Below are 21,574 nucleotides of genomic sequence, written 5' to 3' on the forward strand. Positions count from 1 at the left end.
TTTTTCATTATGTAACAATTCAGAATAGAATGTAGTACATATAGTTTATTAGCTTACCTGTTTTACTTTCTGCAAAATAGGTAAGTGAACGAATAATGGGGTAATTCCAAGGTTTCCACAACAAAACTCTATGTGAATCATATAAAACGAGTAAAAAAGATGCAATCCTTTGAAGTTGAGAAATAAATTTATAAAAAAGAGGAGAAAACTAAAAAACAGTATGGATATACACTCCATACTGTACAAGAATAGCGATTCAAACCTTTTCTATTCTATTGTAACAAGCCCCTGATACCCACCTGATTGATTATCATAACTATATACATACAAATAATATTTCCCCGGTTGTGCCGTATACGTTTCAAATAATCGTTGTCCTTGAAACTTGGCATACGCTACTGGATTTTTTAAGTCCTTTTCATGATATAGAATCCAATTCATTTGAATCTGATTTTGATTGGTAACCTCAATAGCCAATTTGGTTGGTGATTGCACATCTAATTGATAAATATCTAAGGAATTATTTGAATCAAAGTGACCTCTAAAATTTGTTCGAAAAGGTAGTGGCGTTGCCCCTTGAATGGATTCATTTGGTTCTTTGGATTCTACTATATTATTTGCAATGCCTTGAAAAACAATCTCACATTCTATTTGATTATTGGTATTGACTCGGTAGTTTGTAAAATAGGCTGTCACTGTTTTGTAGCCATTCCAAGATTTCGTAGATAACTGTTCCAGTATGGTATCTAATACAGTATTTAGATTTCTCCAATCGGACTCAACACCTGCTGTTTTCTTTCCTGTGTACGTACCTCGTAAGGTAAACGTATGAAAGAAGTCAGATTGTTGCTCTGTCATATTCGCATTTTGAAGCGGTATAATTTTGGTAATTTCTTTTTGTACCTCTGCCAAGGGCTTCGCTGTTGGTTGTTGTAAATACTCATCTGAAACGGCTGGAACGGTATATTCTTTTTGATGATCAATTAGCATCTGCATATAGTTTTGATACGCTGTATTGAGTGTCACATTCTTACTTACTGTTTCACGATATTGATCATATTGTATCACTTGATTATTTTTTATGATATGGTGCAATTGAGAAAATAAATCCCATCGATTTGCATACAGATAGGACTGCAAGGCAAACGCATAATTATAGAATTCCCAATTTCCATACGTGGCGTATAAGGTCTGCTGTAAAGTGTATCGATTCAAAGGATTCACCGCTAACTGTTGAACGATTGTTTTTCTTGGTACAACTTGATGGGTACGGGTAGATCCAGCAAAAAATTCTGCACCACCTTCTTCGAACCAAGTTAAACGCTCATTTTCATAGAGCTTCCCTTCACCAAATAACCCTGGAACGAGATAACGTCCTTGAAGATAGTGTGTATACTCATGACGAAATAACTCTTCTAAACTAAAGATACTATCCTGTGGCGTTCGCTCATACGTAAAGAAGGTTCCATCTTGTTCAATATACATCCCACCATTATTCGTGTCATACCCATATAATAAACGATTCAACCGATATTCTTCTGGATTATTATAAATCACCATCGTCAAAATATCATCGCGATGTCCTTGCTCTAATGGCGTATCCGACCCCACTACACGATAAAATTGGGATTGGACTTCTTTCGACGCCCAATAGAGTCTTTGGGCCTTCTCCGCCGTTACTTGTTGGCCCGTTCGAATGATCATAGATCCGTTATCAAATGTGTAAGCTTTCGGTATATATTTTTTCTTCCCTGCTTCTTGGATTTGTTTATACGAAATCAGATTTCCTTTATAATCTTTTCCATTATATCTTTCGTCAATTTGTTGAGCGGCAGTTAGATATGCTTCACTTAAATAGGGATACACTTGTAATGCATTCGTAATAATTTGTAATCCCTTTTGTGCCGTGGCATGAAAGACACCCATTCTACTTGTATAATAAATTCCATTATTAATAATCCATCCCGTGTCGGCATTGACTTGACCGTATAATGCCATTTTTCCAATCTCATCGATAAAGGTGTTTATTTTCCCATACCAAGGTGATTGGTTAGATGATGTACCCGTTTGGTACAAATACGTTTGAAGATCATAGTCAATGCCACTTAAGAGACTGTATACCGCTGTTCCTTTTGAATATTCTTTCGCGTACATTTGTAAATTTTGATTAAATTGATTTAAAATGGGAACCGCTAACGATACAATTTCTGGATTACTCGAGGCATTTCCAATTAAATTCCCATAAGCCGTCACGACTCGATCTTGTTCCATTGTTCCAAGTCGAAAAGCGGGGTTGCTTGCGATTGCTTGTAAAGCAGGTAAGCATGTATCATGAAACGTTCGCTCATTGAGATAGGCAAGCTCTTTATAGTAATAGCCTAAATAGAATCCTGAACGCAATACTTCCACTAACGTTTCTATCCCATTTGAATTGGTTGCGGTATACGTCGCTCCTCTTTTTTCTAATGCTTGAATTAAGAATTGAACACGACTTTTATCCTGATAGAATGCGAGTGAGTCTGTATTAAATTGAAATAAATCCGTAATGTCACTCCAACGTATGGTTGAAAGTACTTGTACAAGGTTTCCATAGCTAAGTGCTTGTAATTGTGCCATCGTATATGTTTGTTGAGTGGCTGATGTAGCAGTGAGCGTTGCAAAGTTTAGTTTCTCATCAGGTGGTTGAATCGATCGGTCGATTTGAAATGGTGTAGGGAACAAATTTGAAGTATAGAGATATGGCTTGTGAAAAGGTTTTTGGGACATATATTGTCGTTTTATTTTCGATGAATGTAAATGTAAATCATATGGGCTCGGATTGGATGGTGGTACCCATGCATTCCCAAGCATACCTTGCGCTACGCTACTAACCGGCCTAGATACAATTAATTTGCTAGAAACTTGTATAGAACTTGCCTGTACAACATGTACGGAACCTAACATCGTACAACACAACAACATGATCATAATCTTACCTATACGTTTCATCCAATTCCTCCATTTCAAAAATCAAAAATTCTAGTTGACTGTCACATGATGGTTCAGATTTTCTCATAGAGTATGGAAACCAAATGGTTTGACTATGGCAAGGATTCATGAAAAACACAAATAGTTTTCATAACTATTCCTCCATTCTTCTTTTTTGTCTTGTTGGGATTGTACCAATATAAAGGTATCTAACTTGTATGAGCTTTTGGCCTATCGTTTATTGGTTTAAAATCATCCCAACAGTACTTATATATATGGCAAATCATTTTTTTAACCTTTGCCAGTGTATTGAGAAATATATTCTATTTAAATGGCTAGATACTGTGTGTAATGAAAACATTCCTCTTATCATTTTCTCAACAAAAACACGAAACATCTATGATAGAATGGATATAGGATGGGCTAAGTCCGTATATACATCTACAAAATCATATGTTATTAAAATTGAAGTGGTTATCAAGTCAAGGGGAAACACTCGTAAGAGTGTTTTTTCTTTGACCATTTTTGATTGTCATATATATTCGAATACGATAAAATACGTATAAATTCTTCTTCAGTTATGGAATACCAGGCATCTTTATAAAAAGATGCCTACGAAATAACCATAGTGGGCTACAATTTTTTCAAGTATAGGATTTTAGGTTTTGCTGCAAAGTGTGAAAAAACATAAACTCATTTGCAAAATATGGTTAACGTTTAAGGGAGCCTGAATAATTGCTGTGCATGCAATTAAAAAAGTCTTACGAAATGCTATTTGTAATAGTTTAGCTTATACAATTTTAGGGGATTACTATCATTTTGTGCCATTATTATTAACCTAATTTCCAAGAAATAGAGGTGAATGTAGGATGACTAAACCTTTTAAAAAAAGTAGTCGTTATATGGCTGGGTTGGACAGTCTAAGGGGCCTAGCTATACTAGGTGTTATGTTGTATCATATTAATTTTAATTGGATGCCTGGAGGATTTTTAGGAGTTACTGTATTTTTTGTGCTTTCAGGTTATTTAATTACAGATATTCTAGCGATGGAGTGGCAAAGAAATAAGAGAATTGATTTAAAAAAATTCTGGCTTAGTAGGGCAAGGAGATTGCTTCCAGGAATGCTTGTTATGCTCGTTATAACGTTGGCATGGATTACGATTTTTCATAGCTCTTTACTTGAAAAAATGCGCGGAGATTCATTAGCGGCATTATTTTATGTAAGTAACTGGTGGTATATTTATCATAAAGTATCGTACTTTGATAATTTTAACCAGCTTTCTCCCTTGAATCATTTTTGGTCGTTAGCAGTTGAGGAACAATTCTATGTTGTTTGGCCGTTTATCATTAGTTTAGGGCTTTACTACACAAAAAAACAATCCCGTATGATTTTATTAATTTGTCTAGGAGCCCTTGCTTCAGCTGTAGCGATGGCAACTTTGCATGAACCTGGAGCTGATCCGAGCAGAATATATTATGGGACAGATACGAGGGCCTTTTCCTTACTTATCGGAGCGGTACTTGCCCTAGTTTGGCCAAGCAATAGGCTTGCAAATAAAATTATTCCAAAGGCACGTTTTATTCTTGACGTCGTGGGGGGCATTGCCCTTATTATTATTTTGGTTATGTTTTGGAAGACCAATCAATATGATCCATTTCTATACAAGGGAGGAATGGTTCTCTTATCAATTGCAACAGCATTGTTAGTGGCAAATCTAGCTCATCCAGCTAGTCGTATTGCTCAATTTTTACGATTTAGGCCTTTACGTTGGATAGGGATAAGATCGTATGGCATATACCTCTGGCATTATCCAATTCTTACATTGACGACTCCAAAGGTAAATACTGGGGATTTCTCATTAATAAGAGCAATCCTTCAATTTCTTTTGATTATATTGATTGCGCAAATTTCATGGAAGTTTATTGAAAAGCCAATCCGACAAGGTGCGCTCCGGAACATTCAGTTTAAAAATTTAAGAATTCAAAATGTCACTTTAGGTGTTAAGTTAGCTTTAATTTGTACATTATTCGTTTCGGCGATAGCGGTCGTAGGGTTATCAAAAGCTAGTAAGGCTAGGGAGAACTCTCAACAAGATAAGGTGGAAGCAGCACAAACACAACCGGCGCCACATCCAGTTGCAGTTTGGGAAAATCCAAATCAAGAGACGCCTCAAAAACAAGGGGAATCAAAAGAAGTAAATTCTGCGCAACCTAAAAATTCACTCACAGTTACTGCGATAGGCGATTCCGTTATGATTGATATTACTCCGTATTTAAAAAATGCTTTTCCTGATATTAGGATTGATGCCCAAATTGGTCGCCAGCTGTCAAAAGCGATTCCGGTAGTTGAACAGTTAAAATATGAAGGTAATTTAGGAAATTATGTCATTATTGGATTAGGTACAAATGGAGCCTTTACTACTGAGCAACTTGTCTCATTAATAAAAGTAATTGGAAACGAACGTAAAATCATATTTATTAATACGAGAGTACCACGTCCGTGGGAATCAATTGTGAATGAGAGACTGAAAATAACGGCATCTGAATATCCGAATGTAACTCTAGTTAATTGGTATGTAGCAAGTGCTGGAAAGCAAGACTACTTTGCACCTGACGGTGTGCATTTAACCAAAGTAGGTGCAGCAGCATACGCAGCACTTGTAGCCAAAGCGGTGAACCAAAAATTAACCATGTTTTATTAATTTTTGGTTCCATCACATTGTATTAAGCTAACGGATTCTGGTGCACAAAGTGAAACGCTTTAAAATTGAAATAGTTAAAAATAGATTCATATAAGGGGAACCGAATTAAGTATGAGAAAATATTTTTTTAGTATGACTATGTTGATTTTATTCCTGGTTTATCTTCCTGTATCCGTTACATATGCACAGGAAAACAACAGCCATTTAAGTAATATTGAGAAAATGATTAGCGTTTTTAATGATAATACTAATCTAGGAGAAAAAATCAGCTATATTAGAAATAATGATTTGAATGATTGGCCAGTTCAAGAAATGAATCAGGTCCTAGATAAATTAGATAATTTAAATCTGAGTATAATGGAACGAGCAAGTTTAAAAAGCGAGGTCATACGTTCTTCAGGATTTTCTAATTTCGATTTTAAAGGAACAAATGCAGACGTATTAGCATTTAAGGAATTAAAAATAGAAATTATAGAGATTGATCAGGCACTTACATTATATAGAAGAAGCAAGGCTGGTGAACCAGAATCTAAACGTGGTCTTGGTTATTGGTGGGGAGATAAAGAAAGAAATATTGATGAAACTAGAAATGAGTTAGCCGTATTAGAGGCTTGGGGGAATCCGCTCAATATACAATATAAAATCACGGTACCTGAAGGGAGCTGAATACTTAAAGGAATTACAGCTTCTCAAACTCAATACCTTGAAAGTTCAAGAATATAGGGAAGGTGGGGCTATGCAATACTGGATTAATAAGGTAGATAACTACTGGTTACAATAAAAAATTATTAGGAGGATACCGTGACAAATCATCATGAATTTATAAGTTTAGCTCTAGATTGTGAGCGTATTATAAAACAAAATATTCCTAGTAATCCTGAAGATGCTAAAAGATATCATTTAATGTTAAACGAACTTAAAGGTTTAAGAATGACTATAAAATCAAATCAATTAAATGACAGGTTATATTATTTATCCATCACACAAATGCTTGAAGAAGATGATCCAAGAAAAGTATTACAAGCCGTTTTAAAGCTTAATACATTTTATTGTAACTACTATCAAAATTTATAACATTATTAGGCTCTGTTGCAAAGTTCGAAAAAGTATACGATAATTCACAAAATCTGGTTAGATTTTAAGTACCCTGAATAACTCCTGTAATTCCTTGCACGCCGCAAAAGAGAAGTCAAGAATGTGACTTCTCTTTTGCTTATATATAGCATGAATCGTTTCGATTTCTTTTGATGTACTTGAAGCATGGCGAAGATTTTGAAAGGAATCGAAATCCATTTATTGATTACCCTGAATGGGTTCAGTAAATTTGGAACTCATACTAAAATATTTACATAATCTCTAGTACGTTAAAACCCTTTGAAAAACTAAAATCGTTTTTCAAAGGGTTTTGTTTTTTAATATAAGGCCTCACCATACATGCCCATCAACTTAAGTTACTTTCACATATTTCATTGCACTATGCCCTCAAAAAAACGGGCAAAACCTGCCCGTTTTTTTGAGGCATTCCTTGATCTTTTTACAATTTATACGCATTCCATTTGGAATCGTATGTTCCATCCATGATGACATGTCCCATCCAAAAATACTATTTTACATTAGTGATACTGGACTTAAGGTAACCAATAAGTAGTGGATGCTGTTCCTTGATATTGCTGATTTTTATTATAAAAATCAAATCGAAGTTCTTGTACATATGGATAACTTGTATAACGCATATATTTATATATATACCATCCTTTTAAATTATTTGTATTTTTTAGGAATAGGTCACTCATTTTTTTAGGTAAAACTAATGGTCCTGGTGCATCCATCGCTCCCTCTGGAGCTAATCGAAGGTAAACGGTATTATTTTTTTGAAAAACTTGTGAGATATCTAACCATTCCGATCCTGTGTATTGATACGTTGTAGAGCTGCCTAGTTGATTTTGTAATTCCTCCACAACTTGTCTTGAAGAATAATCTATACTTTTCCCTGCTGGTAACGCCGCAGCAGAACAAGGAGCCCCTATCATAAAACTACAACAAGCAAGTATACCTGGAATAACAATAGATTTATTGTTTCTCAATTTCATCTTGTGAAACCCCTCCAATAAAGTGTTGTATATGGCATATACAACCATACAATAATGAATTTTGATTTACTAGATTTCATAGGTTGAGAAATATCTTACGGAATAATCTGCGTACAAAACAAGGATAACGAGAATATTTCACCATTTGACTTCATCAATATCACATGATTTTAATAATCCTAATACTTGTATAATATCAATTATTTTTTTATCTATTACTTTATAATAAACTTCTAAACCTTTTCGTTCATACGATACAATTTTAGGTGTTTTTAATTTACTTAAGTGTTGTGATACGACGGATTGAGGTACATACATAAAACTTTGCAATTCAGCAACATTTAAAGAACCCATGGTAATCAATTTTTGTACAATCAATAAGCGCATAGGATGAGCTAACCTTTTTAAAATTTCGGCATGGTTCTCATAATCAGTAGCATCCATTTGAAATATTTTTGACATAAACTACATCTCCTTAAAAATGAATACTGATGATACTTATATACCATGTAAAAGGTATAACAATAGTACATGGCATGTGCTTGAAAAAGTAATAAAATATAACCTGTATCTTTGATGTATTGGATGATACATCAATCCAGTAAGTATTGATAATAGCATTTGAAATTATTTTTCTTTATGTCTTAAAAACGTCCCCTAATTATTCAAAGCATTTACTATCTTCATTGTAATACATATATTTCTAATACTAATTGTATTGCCAAAGAGTTACATTCTCTCGTTTGTTGAATGTTAAACGAACAGTGGTAGGTGATATACTCATTTAAAAATAAACCATACTTTTTTCGCATGGTTTATTTTAGAGCTCCCTATCCCTTTAAACGGATGATTCAGGTGTCTCTACATGTACCCATACATAGAACGTGTCGATAATAGAAGAATCTCCTTCCCATGAGCGCCATTTTTTCAATTGTAGCTTTGTGACACCAGGTTCGATAGCTTTAAACTGAAATTTGTGAACTCCAGGTTTCCCTACTGTCCCGTCTCCCGTATTGTTAGGTTGAAAATGTTCACCTACTAAAGGAATTTGGTGATTTATATTTGTTGTTGTCCAGCGATATCCGGTCGTTGGATTTTCAGCAAGGGAAAGGGAGAGGAACTGTCCTGTAGATATGTGAATATGTTCCCCATTGTTTTCTTGTGTAATGATAGTAGGACGTTTCCATTCCTCTTTGTACGGTAAACTCATTTCTGCTTTCACTATATGGGGAATCGTGCCTCCAAATCCTAATGCCAAAGGAATTCCGAGTACGCAACAAATCGCCTTTTTATATGTACACATCATATATCTCCTGTCTATTTTTGTTTGATACGAAATACATTTATGCTCCTAATTTCGGCAAATAAAATTGAATGCTAGATCCGGTAGTGTTGCTTTGTAACCACCCTTTATAAGCCCATGCCCAAGGTTTCGTTTCCTCCTGATTGTATGTATTGAAGGTGCCATTTTCAAATGCATACACATCGTAATTTGTGCCATAATAATTTAGCTTCGCATGGAATTTTATACCTTGAAAATGATGTTGAAATTTAGAATCTGATGTAAATACCATCACATTGTAACGGTTTTTTGCAAAAATAAATGTCTGATCTGTCATTTCTCTAGTTATATTTTGAAATGTAGTATGTTGTAATAAACCATTCATTTTTTCAGCCATCCCTAACGTGTCTATCGATACTGTTAGATTCCATTTCATTATCGTGGATTGTGTTTGACCGAATCCCAATGAATGAGAGCTTCCTTCATTTGTGAGAAATTGCGTATAACTCTGCTCTCCTTTTGTAGTTTCTGCACTGGCATATAGTGGTATCATTCCTGCGCTACTCCCTCCAATCGCGCCTGCCAACAAAAGACTCGTTATGTTTTTGAATACTTTCATGAAAAACATCCCCCTTAATTTTGGTAATGAAAGAACAGGTTTAGTATATAAGAAAAAAGTAGTGATTTATATAATGAGTAGGTTGAGAAATATAGATGGTCAACTATTTATCTTGTTAATTGTTTGGTACAGTTGGGTATAGATAAAAAAAATTATGCAGCGCTACGATAATTAATGTATCATGAAAATGGTTTCTTAAGGTTATTTCCTATTAATCTCATAGCCGTTGTATTCCTCATTTATTTGTTAAAATCATAATATGACGACTATAAGTTATAATGTTTTACATATTAAAAAGCTACGCTGATTCGTTAATTCTAGTCCTCAGATTATTCTATTTAGCACATTTCACTTACAGTGTATCCACATTAAAAATTTGCCACAAACAATCTCTACAATAATTTCTCAATGCATAACAGTTCATAAGTCAGAGAGGGTATTTATAGAATAATGAGAGTACATTCTACATCTTAATAGTTATTATAGTGAATGGAATAGTCCACATGACACTTTATTTTTAAACGAACTTACTTATTGTTTGCTAGTTATATGTAGAAAAATAAAAAGAAATGAGGAAATGTATAATGCCGATGAACAACATCAATTTAAAAGGTATCCAAAATGCTTTAACATCTTTAGAAAGTCCTTGGATAGCTGGCGAAGCAGCTATTTCCTTACTTACAACCGATAAGAAAAAATTACGATTAGGTGTAATACCTCCTCCACATGAACAAAGTCTTGAAGATCTAGAACATTATGTAAAAGGTATGAAACAGTCTATCCAACAACAAGTATTACAAGCTGACGGGTCTCCTACAAAATATGATTGGCGTAATGTTGATGGGAAAAATTTTATTACACCGATTAAAGACCAAAAAAATTGTGGTTCTTGCGTCTCTTTTGGAGCCCTTGCAACGCTAGAAAGCCGATGGCGTATACAAGACAATAATCCAAATAAAGAAGTTGATTTGAGTGAGGCACAATTATTTTTTTGTTACGGCTATAATGAAGGGCGTAATTGTAATAATGGATGGTGGCCTGCAAATGCGTACGAGACCCTACGGACGAAAGGCATTGTAGATGAATCCTGCTATAGTTATAGTACAGGATTAGCAAAACAAAATTGTAGCGGATTATGTTCCGATGCCAACAATAGACTTGTAAAAATCACTGGATATACCGATTTAACGCAGAAGCCTGCCGCAATCAAACAATGGATTGCAACAAAAGGACCTGTAAGTGCTTGTTTTAATGTATACGAAGATTTTTATTACTATCAAGGTGGGGTCTATCGACATATAACAGGATCCAGTCTTGGTGGACATTGTGTCACGATTATTGGCTATGATGATCAACAAGGGTGTTGGATTTGTAAAAATAGCTGGGGTGAACAATGGGGCGAAAAAGGATTTTTCCGGATTGCTTACGGAGAGTGTGGCATTGATAGTTGGGCAAATCATGGTGTCGATGGAATTATGACAAATCAGCAAGCCAATGAAGATCTCATTACAGGACTATGGGCACATGCTACAGAACGCAATGCATGGGTGTATTTAAAAAATACAGGATGGCGAAAAATACATGCCGGTAATGATACTATCTTTTTGTCTATGTTAACACAGCTAATCACAGCAAAAGCATCCGGATATACGGTACAATTTACAGAAAGCAATCAAGTGCTAACGGATATTTCTGTTTTTTCTAGTCAGGAAAATAAAACACGAACAGAACAACCTTCGTTTGAAACACAAACAGTTTATCCAACACAATTACCACCTACTGCATCAAATAAAATGATTGATAGTAACGATACTCCTATAAAACAAGATAATGTAAAGGTTGATGCTGTACGAGCTACCACACAAAGTACAGGCTCTATGATGCGATCAGGTGATATATGGAAAAAACTGCTTAGCACTCCAATGAGTTCCGGTATTGCATTATCTATGCTAGCATCGCATGCATGCGAATACCAAAGAACTGTGAATTATACAGAAAGTAATGAAACTGTGAATGAAATGTATGTTTGGTGAAGCTTACCTCGTCATCATGACAGAATAAAATGAGTAAGTATCTTTTTTATCCATAGTTAGCAATTCACAAATCGAACTTCTATCATGCACACTAGGGATAGTAGGAGATAGCCATATATCATGTCGCATAGTCAACCCGTAGTTATATTGACACAAAAGGATCAAGGAAAAGTTATCACCCTTCCTATAGGTCAACTATTTTCTATACAATTGATAGAAAACCCCACTACAGGCTATCGTTGGACTGCCTGTAATATATCAGGCGTCCATTTACTTGCAGAAACATTTCACCTTAACAGTATAAGCGAAGGGGCAAGTGGACATGGGGGAATACGCATATTTCAATTTCAATCCATACATGCCGGCAAGCATAGACTTCAATTCAAGCACTGGCGTGAATGGCAAGGGGACTCCTCGATTATAGGGACATTTCAAGTGTATGTACATGTTATATAAACACTGGATTTCATATACACATGCATGAGAAATGAACTCTTCTTAAACGGTTTACTGTGTGCTACATGCTAGGATGTAGCAAAAAGCAGGCGTACAATGTTATCATTATGCGCCTGTCTTATCATATTGGGAGACTCTGTTGTAAAGTGAAAAGACGATCAAAATTGTTCAAAATTACATCTCTAATTTTGCAAAGATACAACGTTGGGGTGCTGTTTTCTTTGTATTATTTATTGTGTTGCTTCCATACGCCATGATTTTTATAATAGGTGTTCCGTCCATTCATAAAATCAGCCGTATGACCAGGAATACTATATTTTTTTATTCTTTTTTCTCACTTTCTTTTCCAAGCGTCTTTCTTCTCGCATCACTTGGACATCCGCTTTCCATTCTTTAAGTGCATTCTTTTTACTCCGCATTATATATAAACCCCTTTATTGCGCGCACATACACAAAAAGCCCCCTATCATGCAGGTTCTTTCCTAGAATGCCAAAAATAACTCTTACTTTACTTTTTTCAATTATTATCATAGCGAATTAGCATGATAAAACCTAGAAATTCTTCAATATATAGCATTTCTATTTTGTCCAAAAAACAGACAAAATGTTAGCGTCCAATTTATATAATAAAAAGGAATATTGCATTGCACATTTTTGATACTGTAGTTTCATTGCATTGGACTTAATAAACGAGAAAAAATAGGTCATGTTGATAGATGGACTGAATTGTTTTGGTTCCTTTTGTAGAGGTAGTAGGCGTTTCTCAAGTCAATGCATCTAATTTATTGTGTGTACCTGCAGAAAAAGCACCTGGCGTTACAACCAATAATTCATACGAATTGGTTATAACAACCAAACGTTCTCGCTGTCAGTTCATTTGTGGCGCTGACATTCTATTGTAAGGCGTTTTAAATTAAGTTGAATAGCAAAACGAATAAATCGATTACTAACCGTTTATAAAGGTTTTAGATACCTTTAAATACAATAGGTGTTTTTCGTAGGTGAAATACAACTCCATATACACTGTATGCTCCTTATTTCGATTGATTATCCTCTGAATCAGCGGAGGGGGATTACCTTTGTATCGCTCTATCTTCAGTGACCTTACCCATTTATATTTCTAAAATCTCGTATTACGATTCATCCTAATTAGACATAGCGGTTCGTAATCAAGTTCCATATCATGAAACAAGAAACATCAATACCATTGAGAATTATTATTTTTTAAAATGAAACTCGCTTATTTTTATACATAAAAAGTCTCCCCGTTATTTAGTCTGGTCTATACAAAGTCGATATTTTTTATGATTCACAACGGTTCTATCATATGGAAAGTCGCCACCCATAGCGGTTACAATTTCAATTAATAGGGATCGTTCATACTTTTTGATCACGATACCAGTAATCTCCATACCATCTCTTTCAAATACGATTGTTTCTCCTATTTTCGCTTGCATAACAAACCTCCTTTAAATTTTCAATTTATATATACGCATATAATAAATCGAGTCTCTCCTCTTGTAAACACAATCCGAATTTTCTCAATTAAAATTTGGATACATGTTACAAAAGAATAAGATGCTCCATGAGTTATTTGTGTCGAAAATTGTAAAACAAGCTATTTTAGCGCCGGAATTAGTTTCATAAACAAAATATGTTTCTTTTGTTATCATAAGGAAAAAGAAACATAGGGGAGAATGGAAGATGAATGCAAAAGAAACGAGAATTCAAATTATAAATATACAAGAACAGCATTGCCGTGGATGTGAATATCTATTCGGCTCCTATCAACATTGCATTGCAAATTGTAAATGGGGGAAAGAAGTATACCAGTTAGGAAAGCATTTGTCTGGGGAGGAAAATGTGAGAGCAAAGAATGCAGAATGGAAATGGGATCAATTGTGTGAGGATACGGTTCAGTTACGGAATACAGGAATGGGATATGTGGAAATTGCAAAACGGTTGAAATGTCGCGCCAGTAGTTTACGTGAGCATTTGAAAAAGCGTGGACTATATGAATGATGTATCAACGATGTTATAAGAATATGGATAGTATTTAAAAGTGCATAAAAAGCTTGCAATGTTAGTATGCACTATTTTTGCTCATCTGCCAGTTCTTATTGAGATACATGCTAGCATGTATGGAAGGAAGTAAATTTGTTTCCATACGATGAACATAATCCGTATGCTAGCCAAACGAAGCCAAAACCTGAGCTTAGGTTTTGGCTTCGCAACATATGATGTGCATGCAAACTTAGGTGTTATTTTTTTTATTAATTTTTCCAATGGTATTAAATTCATCATCAGGTTGTAAGGAACGAGTTAGTTCATTACAACGTAAAATTTTCCCCTCTTTCAATTCAAAAATCGCTATGATTTCTACGACACCACTATTCCCATTTTTCTTCTTTACATGAATCTCATATCTTAGCGTTGCTGTCTGCTTCTCTTCATCAAATAAAAAATCGTAAAAAGGTGACAATGCCAGTGTGTCTACTATACTTTTTAAAGTTTCCATATGATTATGAAACCCTTGTATATTCACCTCTGTACCATCCGTAACTTGCATATATTGGTCACTAAAATAATCTGATATTTTATCTAACTTCAAATCTAAGATAACATCTTGATACACTTGCTTTAAAAATGTATAAGCTTGTTCTTTATGCAACACGATCACTCCTTCCATATTTCATTTGTCCATTCATTTCAAAAAGGAATAATAACATCTAATCTTATTCCATCAAATGTATTAAAAAAATGATGATGGTTCTCTGCTTTTTAATGAAGCTTTTCAGAAATGGAGGCTAATTGGGGTACGGCAACATCGCCATCAAGCTAAGGAAACTAAATTGACAAAAATACATAAGAATTCTTCTCCGACTATGGAATAGTAAGAATCTTTATAAAAAAGTGCAGAGGAAATAACCCTAGCGGGCTACAATTTTTAAAATTGTATTCATTTTATTGTTCTATATGGCTTAGTGACAGGGTAACTGCTGTGGTCCGCAAGATTGTTTCCAGTTATAGTAAAAAATATGAGTTTATCATTAACATAAATGTTTTCTTTTTACAAAAAGCTTCATAACTCTTAAGTTTTGACTCTGTTTTTGAAGTGCTGTAATATCAGTATGTAGACCGGTGTCATAACTTAAGGTCTAAAGTTATGTGTAAAAGGAGCAATTTTTATGAAATATGGCTATGCACGCGTAAGTACATTACACCAGGACCTGCGGTCTCAAATTCAAACATTGCAAAATGAAGGCTGTGAAGAAATTTATTCTGAAAAGTTTACTGGAACAAAAACAGATCGTCCAAAGTTTCAGGAATTATTATCTATATTAAAAACAGGGGATACGCTTGTTGTGACAAAACTAGATCGTTTTGCACGTTCAACAGTTGATGCGATACATATAATTAGAACGCTATTTGAAAAAGGTGTAAAGGTTCATATACTCAATATGGGATTAGTGGAAGATACACCAACAGGTAGGCTTGTATTTAATGTAATGAGCGCATTTGCGGAATTCGAAAGAGATATGATTGTAGAACGTACACAAGAAGGAAAAGCAATTGCAAAGCTAAATCCTAATTTTAAAGAAGGGCGACCAAAGAAATATAATAAGAAACAAATAGAACATGCTTTATTTCTTTTACATAATCATTCTTACAAAGAAGTGGAAGAAAAAATGGGGATTTCAAAAAGTACATTAATCAGAGCAAAGAGGCAAGTAAAAAAAGAGAGTGCCACAGAAATTACAGTTACACCATAGCATTTATCTCCCAATTTACTTTTAATGGAAAAAGTCCTGCGGACTAGAGCAGCTACCCTGTCATTAAGCCATATAACGACTATTTTTTTTAAAAGGTTTAGCCACCCTACATTCACCTCTATTTCTTGGAAATTAGGTTAATAATAGCGGCATAAAATGCTATTAATCTCCTAAAATCGTATCTGCTAAACTATTACAAGTAGCATTTGGTAAGACTTTTTTAATTGCATGCACAGCAATTATTTAGGCTCCCTTAAACGTTAACCATATTTTGCAAGTGAGTTTATGTTTTTTCAAACTTTGCAACAGAACCTTTATTTGTCACTTATCCTTAGGAGGCAAGTAAAAAAATGCTGGTATGTTATTGTACATCCACACTCATATGATGTTTAGCAGTGTACTACATATAAGAATGAGATACAGAAACAATCCCATGAGAAGTATATATTTCATATAAGTTGTATCATAGAAATCACTAAAAAGAATGATACCTATAATTGTAATCAACATAATAGATAATAAAACGACGGGATGCAAATTGAGCGGGTTCTTGGTTACATAGATGACGTAACAAGAAAAAGAGATCATAAATAGTAAGAAAGCAACGAAATTAGATTTATACATACGAGGGTTCCTTTCTTAAAAAAATATATGTAAAAACATTGACGAATTACAGCGAATCCGTAGGGGGTTCGTACGAGGACACCGAATCAAACGTTTGTTTAAAACATAAAGATTGGGATAGAAGCCCTCTATAGTTGATACATTAACAATTTACCGTCAAGGCAATTCCCTTGATAGATATTGTGTATTCGTCATATGTTGCAATCTAATCATGGGATCGTAAAAAATAGGAAAAAAGATTGAGCGAATGCGCTCAACCTTCCAAATGACAGCTTACCACAGCTTATAAAATAAATAGTAAACATCCCTCTATTTGACCGCTATTTCACATCTTCAAATACACGCAATGCATCGTTACGGAGTTTATCTTTTTCAGCATCTGACTTTTTAAAATCATATTGATATAAAGCGGATTCCCAATCCCCATACATCGGATTCGGGAACATAATAAACTTTTCTCCAAATGCTTCGTGCATCTCTTCGACCGCTTGATTTCTATCTTGTACAGATTTCTCATCAAATCCGGTAAAATCAGATAAATTATCTCCAAAAAATAGAACGATATCGTTTTCTGTCGCCACTTTCTTTCTTCGCTCTTCTTTCCCTTTTTCCCCTGGTCCTTGTAATAAGACGTGCTCTTTATCAGCTTGCGGAATATTCAACTTCTGTAAATTCTGTAAAGTGGCATCTAATTGATTTTGTTTGCGATTGGAAATGTAGTAGATTGCTACACCTTTTTCATTTGCATATTGTAAAAAGGAAACTGCGCCAGGGAGAGCTTCTGCCTTCGCTTGTTGAATCCATTCCGCCCATTTATAAGGGAACCCTTTTTTCTCTTGTACTGTCATGGCTTGATACGGACTATTATCCACGACTGTTTCATCTAAGTCTAAAACGATGGCAGGCTTTTTCTCGGTACCTTTGGTAAGTGCCGCATCTAATTTCATTTTTCCGATATTATACCCTTGATGATAGAGCGCTTTGACTTCTCCAGCCGTTTGATACCAAGCATCTGCCATAACTTGTTGTTCGGTTAGTGAAGATGTTTGTTTCGGCTTTGCTTGTGGTGACTGACATCCCATGAGAGAAAGAGAGAACAGCATTAAAGCTATACTGGTTTTTAAAATAGGTTTCATTGTGTATCACACTCCTGGACGTATGTTTTGTATGTTATGCGCTTACCTTACAGGAGTTATACTAAAAATACAATCCTCTTTTATTTTTTGTAACTACTCAGCTTAGTTAAACAAAAAAGCATGCCAAATACATGTTTCCTGTTCGAAAACATGAAAAAGAACACACTCCGATAAGAGAAAGAATCTATATGAAATAGAAACATTCTCTTACGAAAGAGTGATATTCCAAGGAACCGTTCCGGTTTTTAACACCTGACTTATCGCTTGTAATACTGATTGATTTTGTTTTTTCATGGTGCTCATAAAACTGCGTATGTGGCAAAATGATTCTGCACCTTCCTTACTTCGAAACGTCCCAGACACTTTTTGTTTGACTTTCGTCATCCGAATATCTCGCTCCGCTTGATTGTTATCAAATGGAATATCTGGACTTTCTAAGAACGCTAGAATTCTGTCAGCATACTTGGCAAAGCGATTCCATAAATTTTGAGAAGGCGTCTGCTTTCTTTTCTTTTTTTGTTCTGCAGAAGGCACCTGTTTGCCTTTCAATATAGCCTGGTATGCGGCAAACAGATTCTTTTTCTCCATTTCTGGAATATTTCCCTTGTATTGCTTTTTTATTGTCAAAGCTTGTGTAAGGAATTCTTTCATTTGTTGTGCCCATGTTTCTCCGGTACTATCTATAATCCCTTGCAAATCTCGCAAGAGATGGGCATTACATAAAACATGGCGACACTCTGTATACACATCATACGGTTTCCACCCATCATGCATGGCAATTCCAGAAAAAGAAGGCAAGATTTCACCTGCATCCATCGCTTCTTTTCCGCGTTTTTCATGAATATGTTGAAATGTCACCTCCGGTGTACTCGCAGTATGTAACCATTGTGTTTTATTTTCTACTCGCATACCGGTTTCATCAAAATGGACAACAGAAGACTGCAGAATCTGTTCTTTTACTTCTTCGAGAAACGGCCGCAATTGAGCAGAAAAAGCATGGGTATGATTGACTAACGTACCTTCGCTTATCGAATGGCCAAAACAATCTTGAAAGAATTCTTTTGTTCGTTTCAAAGAAAGGCATTGATAATGTGTTAAATAAGGAATCAGTCTTTTTATATTTGGACCATATTGAACAGGACGAGAGATAGTAGAGGGAAACTGGGATTCTTGGATAGAATGGCAATGTGGGCACTCTTTTTGTTCCACTTTATGTTCTGTTACTTCTATCAGGATAGGTGGTAAATCATACACTTGGCGAATGGCGGTATCCTTTTACAGGTTCATGTTTTAAGGACATGTCACAACAAGTACAATGCGTAGGAGAATAGGTAATCGTATGGTCAGGAGTCGTTGTCAAATGAAGTGTATGTCCTTTGTGGCCCAACTGGCCACCGGTTTGACGCTGGGATGATTTTCGCAAACTTTTTGTAATAGGCTTACGAAAACCATCTGTAGAGGGTGGTTTATGACTATTTGTAGAGTTTTTTTTGAACGATTTTCTAATTCTTCTATACGCTCTTTTAAATTCTGTATTTGACTTTCTAATTGATGAACAAAATCGCAAATAGCTTGAGGTCCCTTTTGATAGACAGCTAGAATTTCTTGTTTTTTCAACATAAATACCACCTCCTTGTATGATATATCTAGTATTCACACAAAAAGTACATATCAGACTAGTAAATGAAAAAAGCCTCCGTGAGGAAGCTGAGTAGTTACTATTTTTTTTAAGAACGAAAAGGTGTTTATTTGCACTTTTATGATACGAAAATTACCTAAAAACATTTTAAGGGCATTTATAGCATCGTGGGTTCGCATTAAATCGACAGGGTATTTTAAAGTCGATTGTAGGTGAATCTGAAGAGTGTATTTGAGGTAAAAAGGGATGCGTTTGGTTAAAGGAACCATTGTCATGTTCTTAGTTTGTTATATAAGCAAAAAACTATGATAGGCAAAAGTGTACATTTAAATCCTGTTTATTGTTTGAATGAAAAAGCGAAGACAGAAGAAACCTCATAGACTCAGTTTGTGGGTTTAGAAGACAGGCATATAAAAATTTTATTTTACAAGAAATACTATCTTTATTGTGAGATTAAATAAGACAGATACACCTTGGATATTTAACTTTGTAAAACAAGGGCTCTCATCAACCACATTCTAAACGCCTCGTGTTCGACAAGTATTCAGAATTTCTTAAACGATAACCGTATTTTGTACAAGAAATTCGTTTTTTGAAATTTTGCAACAGAGCCTCAAAAATAAAATATTCAAGATATACAAAAGGATAGATTGAATGTCTCTCTTTTTGTACATGATAAAAACACGGATGAAATTTTTTCCTACTACAAATAAATGTGTATGGATGTGACGATCGATATGTCATTTTTATTTTTTAAGCATTGGTTTGTAACCCAAATAAATTTGTATACGATTCTATTTTAGGGGTTATCTTACTATCACCTCGGAGGGGGTTATGAAAGTCTAAGTATCTCTTTTGTATATACAAAAAAATTAATGTTTTAAAATGATAGACAGGTGAAATCAAATGAAATTATTTTATGTAAAAAGAATGTTAATTGGATGCATCGTATTCTTTTTAGGCAGTGGCTGTCTCCCTAAAACAATCATTGATGATGTAAACCTTGTGCAAGCGGTCATATTTGAAGCGTATAAAAAACAACTACGGATGACGTTTATTGCTCCTCAGCGTACAAAAGGAAATAAAGTACAAATATTTCAAAGTACTGCGCATTCCATGAAAGGAGCAAAACAACTTGCAAATATACAAGCGGGACGTCCGCTAGTGAGTGGCCAACTACGCGTTGCATTATTTTCTCAATCATTAGCGAAGCAAGGATTGTCTGCGTCTATTGATGTATTAACGAGGGAAGCTTCTATTGGACATGCTTTACAAATTGCCATTATAGAAGGGGATGTAAAAAAATTCGTCACCTACCCGTATCAAACAACGGAAAATGTTTCGCTTTATTTGTATCGATTGTTAAATCATAATATGGATCAAGGAGTATTGCCTCATATGAATTTACATGCCAGTAGCTTTAAATTTTATCAAGAAGGAAGTGACACATTTTTCCCCATTGTGAGGCATACAAATGGAAAAATACATATTACTGGAGTCGCTTTATTTAAAGGGGAAAAGATGGTTGGAGAGGTAAAAGCGAAGGACTTATTTATTTTCAAGGGTTTGTTAGAAAAGCACGCTTTTGATATGCATACCTTTTCTTACGGTTCGAATTCTATTGTCATACAAAATATTGTATCTCAACCAAAGTACACACTAAAAACATATCAAGGAACACCCGCTTTCTTCATTGATGTTCATATAAAAGGGCGTATACAAGAAATCACAGGTAATGAAAATTTGCAGCAACGGCATGTTGTCAAACGTATAGAACAAGCAATAGAACAAGATTTAAAACGAAAAAGTCAATATTTGATTCAGCAATTCCAAGTATTGCATACAGATCCGTTAGGATTAGGAAAGAAGTGGAAAGAAGAGAATCGATCGTTTCAAGAAAAAGAATGGGAAGAACAGTATCCGAATTTCTCTATTCATACATCTTATCATGTCACACTTACAAATTCTGGTGTTGTAGAATAAGAACAAGTAATACATCTTCCTTCATTTTATGTAAATCATTTTTCTATTATAGTGAGGAAAGAGGACAAATATCTGTAATCAGGTATACGCTCGTCTTGCGCCTTTGTGCAAATACGTGATGCTTTCTTAACTCTTAAATATGTAATTATGCATATTTTTCATTTTGATACTATTTTTTATTGAGAAAAAATCCAAGTATACTTATACTAAAAAATATCCTTTTAGAAGGAAAGGGGGCATATATATGACGCTTACACTTACTCTATTCAC

15 protein-coding genes and 4 pseudogenes are annotated in these 21,574 nt (G+C 34.7%); 8 read left to right on the forward strand and 11 right to left on the reverse strand.

Annotation, left to right across the window (positions count from 1 at the left end):
• Positions 1-267: 267 nt before the first annotated feature.
• Complete coding sequence (locus tag QCI41_RS29625; protein ID WP_353839014.1) at positions 268-2,988, reverse strand: collagenase; 2,721 nt, start codon at positions 2,986-2,988, stop codon at positions 268-270.
• A gap of 848 nt (positions 2,989-3,836) precedes the next feature.
• On the opposite strand from QCI41_RS29625, the gene QCI41_RS29630 reads away from it, so the two are divergent.
• From QCI41_RS29630 to QCI41_RS29640, 3 genes and pseudogenes are all read left to right on the forward strand, one after another.
• Positions 3,837-5,669 (forward strand): acyltransferase family protein, encoded by a 1,833-nt coding sequence (locus QCI41_RS29630; RefSeq protein WP_353839015.1) that lies wholly within the window; start codon positions 3,837-3,839, stop codon positions 5,667-5,669.
• A 111-nt stretch (positions 5,670-5,780) separates the two neighbouring features.
• Positions 5,781-6,450, forward strand: a pseudogene (locus QCI41_RS29635) (autotransporter).
• Positions 6,451-6,470: 20 nt separating this feature from the next.
• A complete protein-coding gene (locus QCI41_RS29640; protein ID WP_353839017.1) occupies positions 6,471-6,743 on the forward strand; it encodes a hypothetical protein in 273 nt (90 codons plus the stop codon).
• Between the two features lie 57 nt (positions 6,744-6,800).
• Here QCI41_RS29640 and QCI41_RS29645 read toward each other — a convergent pair.
• The 5 genes and pseudogenes from QCI41_RS29645 to QCI41_RS29665 form a co-directional block, all read right to left on the reverse strand.
• A pseudogene (locus QCI41_RS29645) lies at positions 6,801-6,947 on the reverse strand (IS6 family transposase); the annotation flags it as partial.
• Between the two features lie 350 nt (positions 6,948-7,297).
• Complete coding sequence (locus QCI41_RS29650) at positions 7,298-7,759, reverse strand: hypothetical protein (protein ID WP_353839018.1); 462 nt, start codon at positions 7,757-7,759, stop codon at positions 7,298-7,300.
• A gap of 138 nt (positions 7,760-7,897) precedes the next feature.
• Positions 7,898-8,221 carry an ArsR/SmtB family transcription factor gene (locus tag QCI41_RS29655; protein WP_353839019.1) on the reverse strand — a complete coding sequence of 108 codons (324 nt, stop codon included), beginning with the start codon at positions 8,219-8,221 and terminating at the stop codon, positions 7,898-7,900.
• Between the two features lie 376 nt (positions 8,222-8,597).
• Positions 8,598-9,062 (reverse strand): protease inhibitor I42 family protein, encoded by a 465-nt coding sequence (locus QCI41_RS29660; RefSeq protein WP_326267878.1) that lies wholly within the window; start codon positions 9,060-9,062, stop codon positions 8,598-8,600.
• 40 nt (positions 9,063-9,102) lie between these two features.
• Entirely contained in the window at positions 9,103-9,660 is a 558-nt protein-coding gene (locus QCI41_RS29665) for a hypothetical protein (protein ID WP_326267877.1), read from the reverse strand.
• 584 nt (positions 9,661-10,244) lie between these two features.
• Between QCI41_RS29665 and QCI41_RS29670 the strand changes: the two genes are divergently transcribed.
• Complete coding sequence (locus QCI41_RS29670; protein ID WP_353839020.1) at positions 10,245-11,693, forward strand: C1 family peptidase; 1,449 nt, start codon at positions 10,245-10,247, stop codon at positions 11,691-11,693.
• Positions 11,694-11,813: 120 nt separating this feature from the next.
• Entirely contained in the window at positions 11,814-12,149 is a 336-nt protein-coding gene (locus QCI41_RS29675) for a protease inhibitor I42 family protein (RefSeq protein WP_087967842.1), read from the forward strand.
• Positions 12,150-12,375: 226 nt separating this feature from the next.
• On the opposite strand, the pseudogene QCI41_RS29680 reads toward QCI41_RS29675, so the two are convergent.
• Both QCI41_RS29680 and QCI41_RS29685 read right to left on the reverse strand, forming a co-directional pair.
• Positions 12,376-12,568 (reverse strand): annotated as a pseudogene (locus QCI41_RS29680) (hypothetical protein).
• An 849-nt stretch (positions 12,569-13,417) separates the two neighbouring features.
• Complete coding sequence (locus QCI41_RS29685) at positions 13,418-13,606, reverse strand: DUF2187 family protein (protein WP_353839022.1); 189 nt, start codon at positions 13,604-13,606, stop codon at positions 13,418-13,420.
• A 247-nt stretch (positions 13,607-13,853) separates the two neighbouring features.
• Here QCI41_RS29685 and QCI41_RS29690 point away from each other — a divergent pair, with 247 nt between their 5' ends.
• The gene (locus tag QCI41_RS29690; protein WP_065486709.1) at positions 13,854-14,171 is read left to right on the forward strand and encodes a hypothetical protein; all 318 of its coding nucleotides are present in this window, start codon (positions 13,854-13,856) and stop codon (positions 14,169-14,171) included.
• Between the two features lie 232 nt (positions 14,172-14,403).
• On the opposite strand, the gene QCI41_RS29695 is transcribed toward QCI41_RS29690, so the two are convergent.
• Complete coding sequence (locus QCI41_RS29695; RefSeq protein ID WP_429696870.1) at positions 14,404-14,820, reverse strand: nuclear transport factor 2 family protein; 417 nt, start codon at positions 14,818-14,820, stop codon at positions 14,404-14,406.
• A gap of 517 nt (positions 14,821-15,337) precedes the next feature.
• Here QCI41_RS29695 and QCI41_RS29700 point away from each other — a divergent pair.
• Positions 15,338-15,922, forward strand: coding sequence for a recombinase family protein (locus tag QCI41_RS29700; protein ID WP_353839024.1), 585 nt, complete (start codon positions 15,338-15,340; stop codon positions 15,920-15,922).
• Positions 15,923-16,866: 944 nt separating this feature from the next.
• Here the strand turns inward: QCI41_RS29700 and QCI41_RS29705 are convergent.
• Together QCI41_RS29705 and tnpC are read right to left on the reverse strand one after the other, a co-directional pair.
• The gene (locus tag QCI41_RS29705) at positions 16,867-17,682 is read right to left on the reverse strand and encodes a 5'-nucleotidase, lipoprotein e(P4) family (protein ID WP_353839025.1); all 816 of its coding nucleotides are present in this window, start codon (positions 17,680-17,682) and stop codon (positions 16,867-16,869) included.
• 207 nt (positions 17,683-17,889) lie between these two features.
• Positions 17,890-19,302, reverse strand: a pseudogene (gene tnpC / locus QCI41_RS29710) (IS66 family transposase).
• Positions 19,303-20,227: 925 nt separating this feature from the next.
• Here tnpC and QCI41_RS29720 point away from each other — a divergent pair.
• Entirely contained in the window at positions 20,228-21,304 is a 1,077-nt protein-coding gene (locus QCI41_RS29720; RefSeq protein WP_353839029.1) for a Ger(x)C family spore germination protein, read from the forward strand.
• Positions 21,305-21,574 lie beyond the last annotated feature (270 nt).

This window comes from Bacillus cereus group sp. MG4, from assembly GCF_040460055.1.
In the GTDB taxonomy this organism is placed as follows: Bacteria; Bacillota; Bacilli; order Bacillales; family Bacillaceae_G; genus Bacillus_A; species Bacillus_A wiedmannii.

Coding starts and splice junctions, on each gene's coding strand:
- QCI41_RS29655 (WP_353839019.1), bottom strand. CDS start 8,221: ATGTCAAAAATATTTCAAATGGATGCTACTGATTATGAGAACCATGCC.
- QCI41_RS29675 (WP_087967842.1), top strand. CDS start 11,814: ATGTCGCATAGTCAACCCGTAGTTATATTGACACAAAAGGATCAAGGA.
- QCI41_RS29630 (WP_353839015.1), top strand. CDS start 3,837: ATGACTAAACCTTTTAAAAAAAGTAGTCGTTATATGGCTGGGTTGGAC.
- QCI41_RS29650 (WP_353839018.1), bottom strand. CDS start 7,759: ATGAAATTGAGAAACAATAAATCTATTGTTATTCCAGGTATACTTGCT.
- QCI41_RS29660 (WP_326267878.1), bottom strand. CDS start 9,062: ATGTGTACATATAAAAAGGCGATTTGTTGCGTACTCGGAATTCCTTTG.
- QCI41_RS29690 (WP_065486709.1), top strand. CDS start 13,854: ATGAATGCAAAAGAAACGAGAATTCAAATTATAAATATACAAGAACAG.
- QCI41_RS29665 (WP_326267877.1), bottom strand. CDS start 9,660: ATGAAAGTATTCAAAAACATAACGAGTCTTTTGTTGGCAGGCGCGATT.
- QCI41_RS29700 (WP_353839024.1), top strand. CDS start 15,338: ATGAAATATGGCTATGCACGCGTAAGTACATTACACCAGGACCTGCGG.
- QCI41_RS29625 (WP_353839014.1), bottom strand. CDS start 2,988: ATGAAACGTATAGGTAAGATTATGATCATGTTGTTGTGTTGTACGATG.
- QCI41_RS29720 (WP_353839029.1), top strand. CDS start 20,228: ATGAAATTATTTTATGTAAAAAGAATGTTAATTGGATGCATCGTATTC.
- QCI41_RS29685 (WP_353839022.1), bottom strand. CDS start 13,606: ATGCAAGCGAAAATAGGAGAAACAATCGTATTTGAAAGAGATGGTATG.
- QCI41_RS29670 (WP_353839020.1), top strand. CDS start 10,245: ATGCCGATGAACAACATCAATTTAAAAGGTATCCAAAATGCTTTAACA.
- QCI41_RS29705 (WP_353839025.1), bottom strand. CDS start 17,682: ATGAAACCTATTTTAAAAACCAGTATAGCTTTAATGCTGTTCTCTCTT.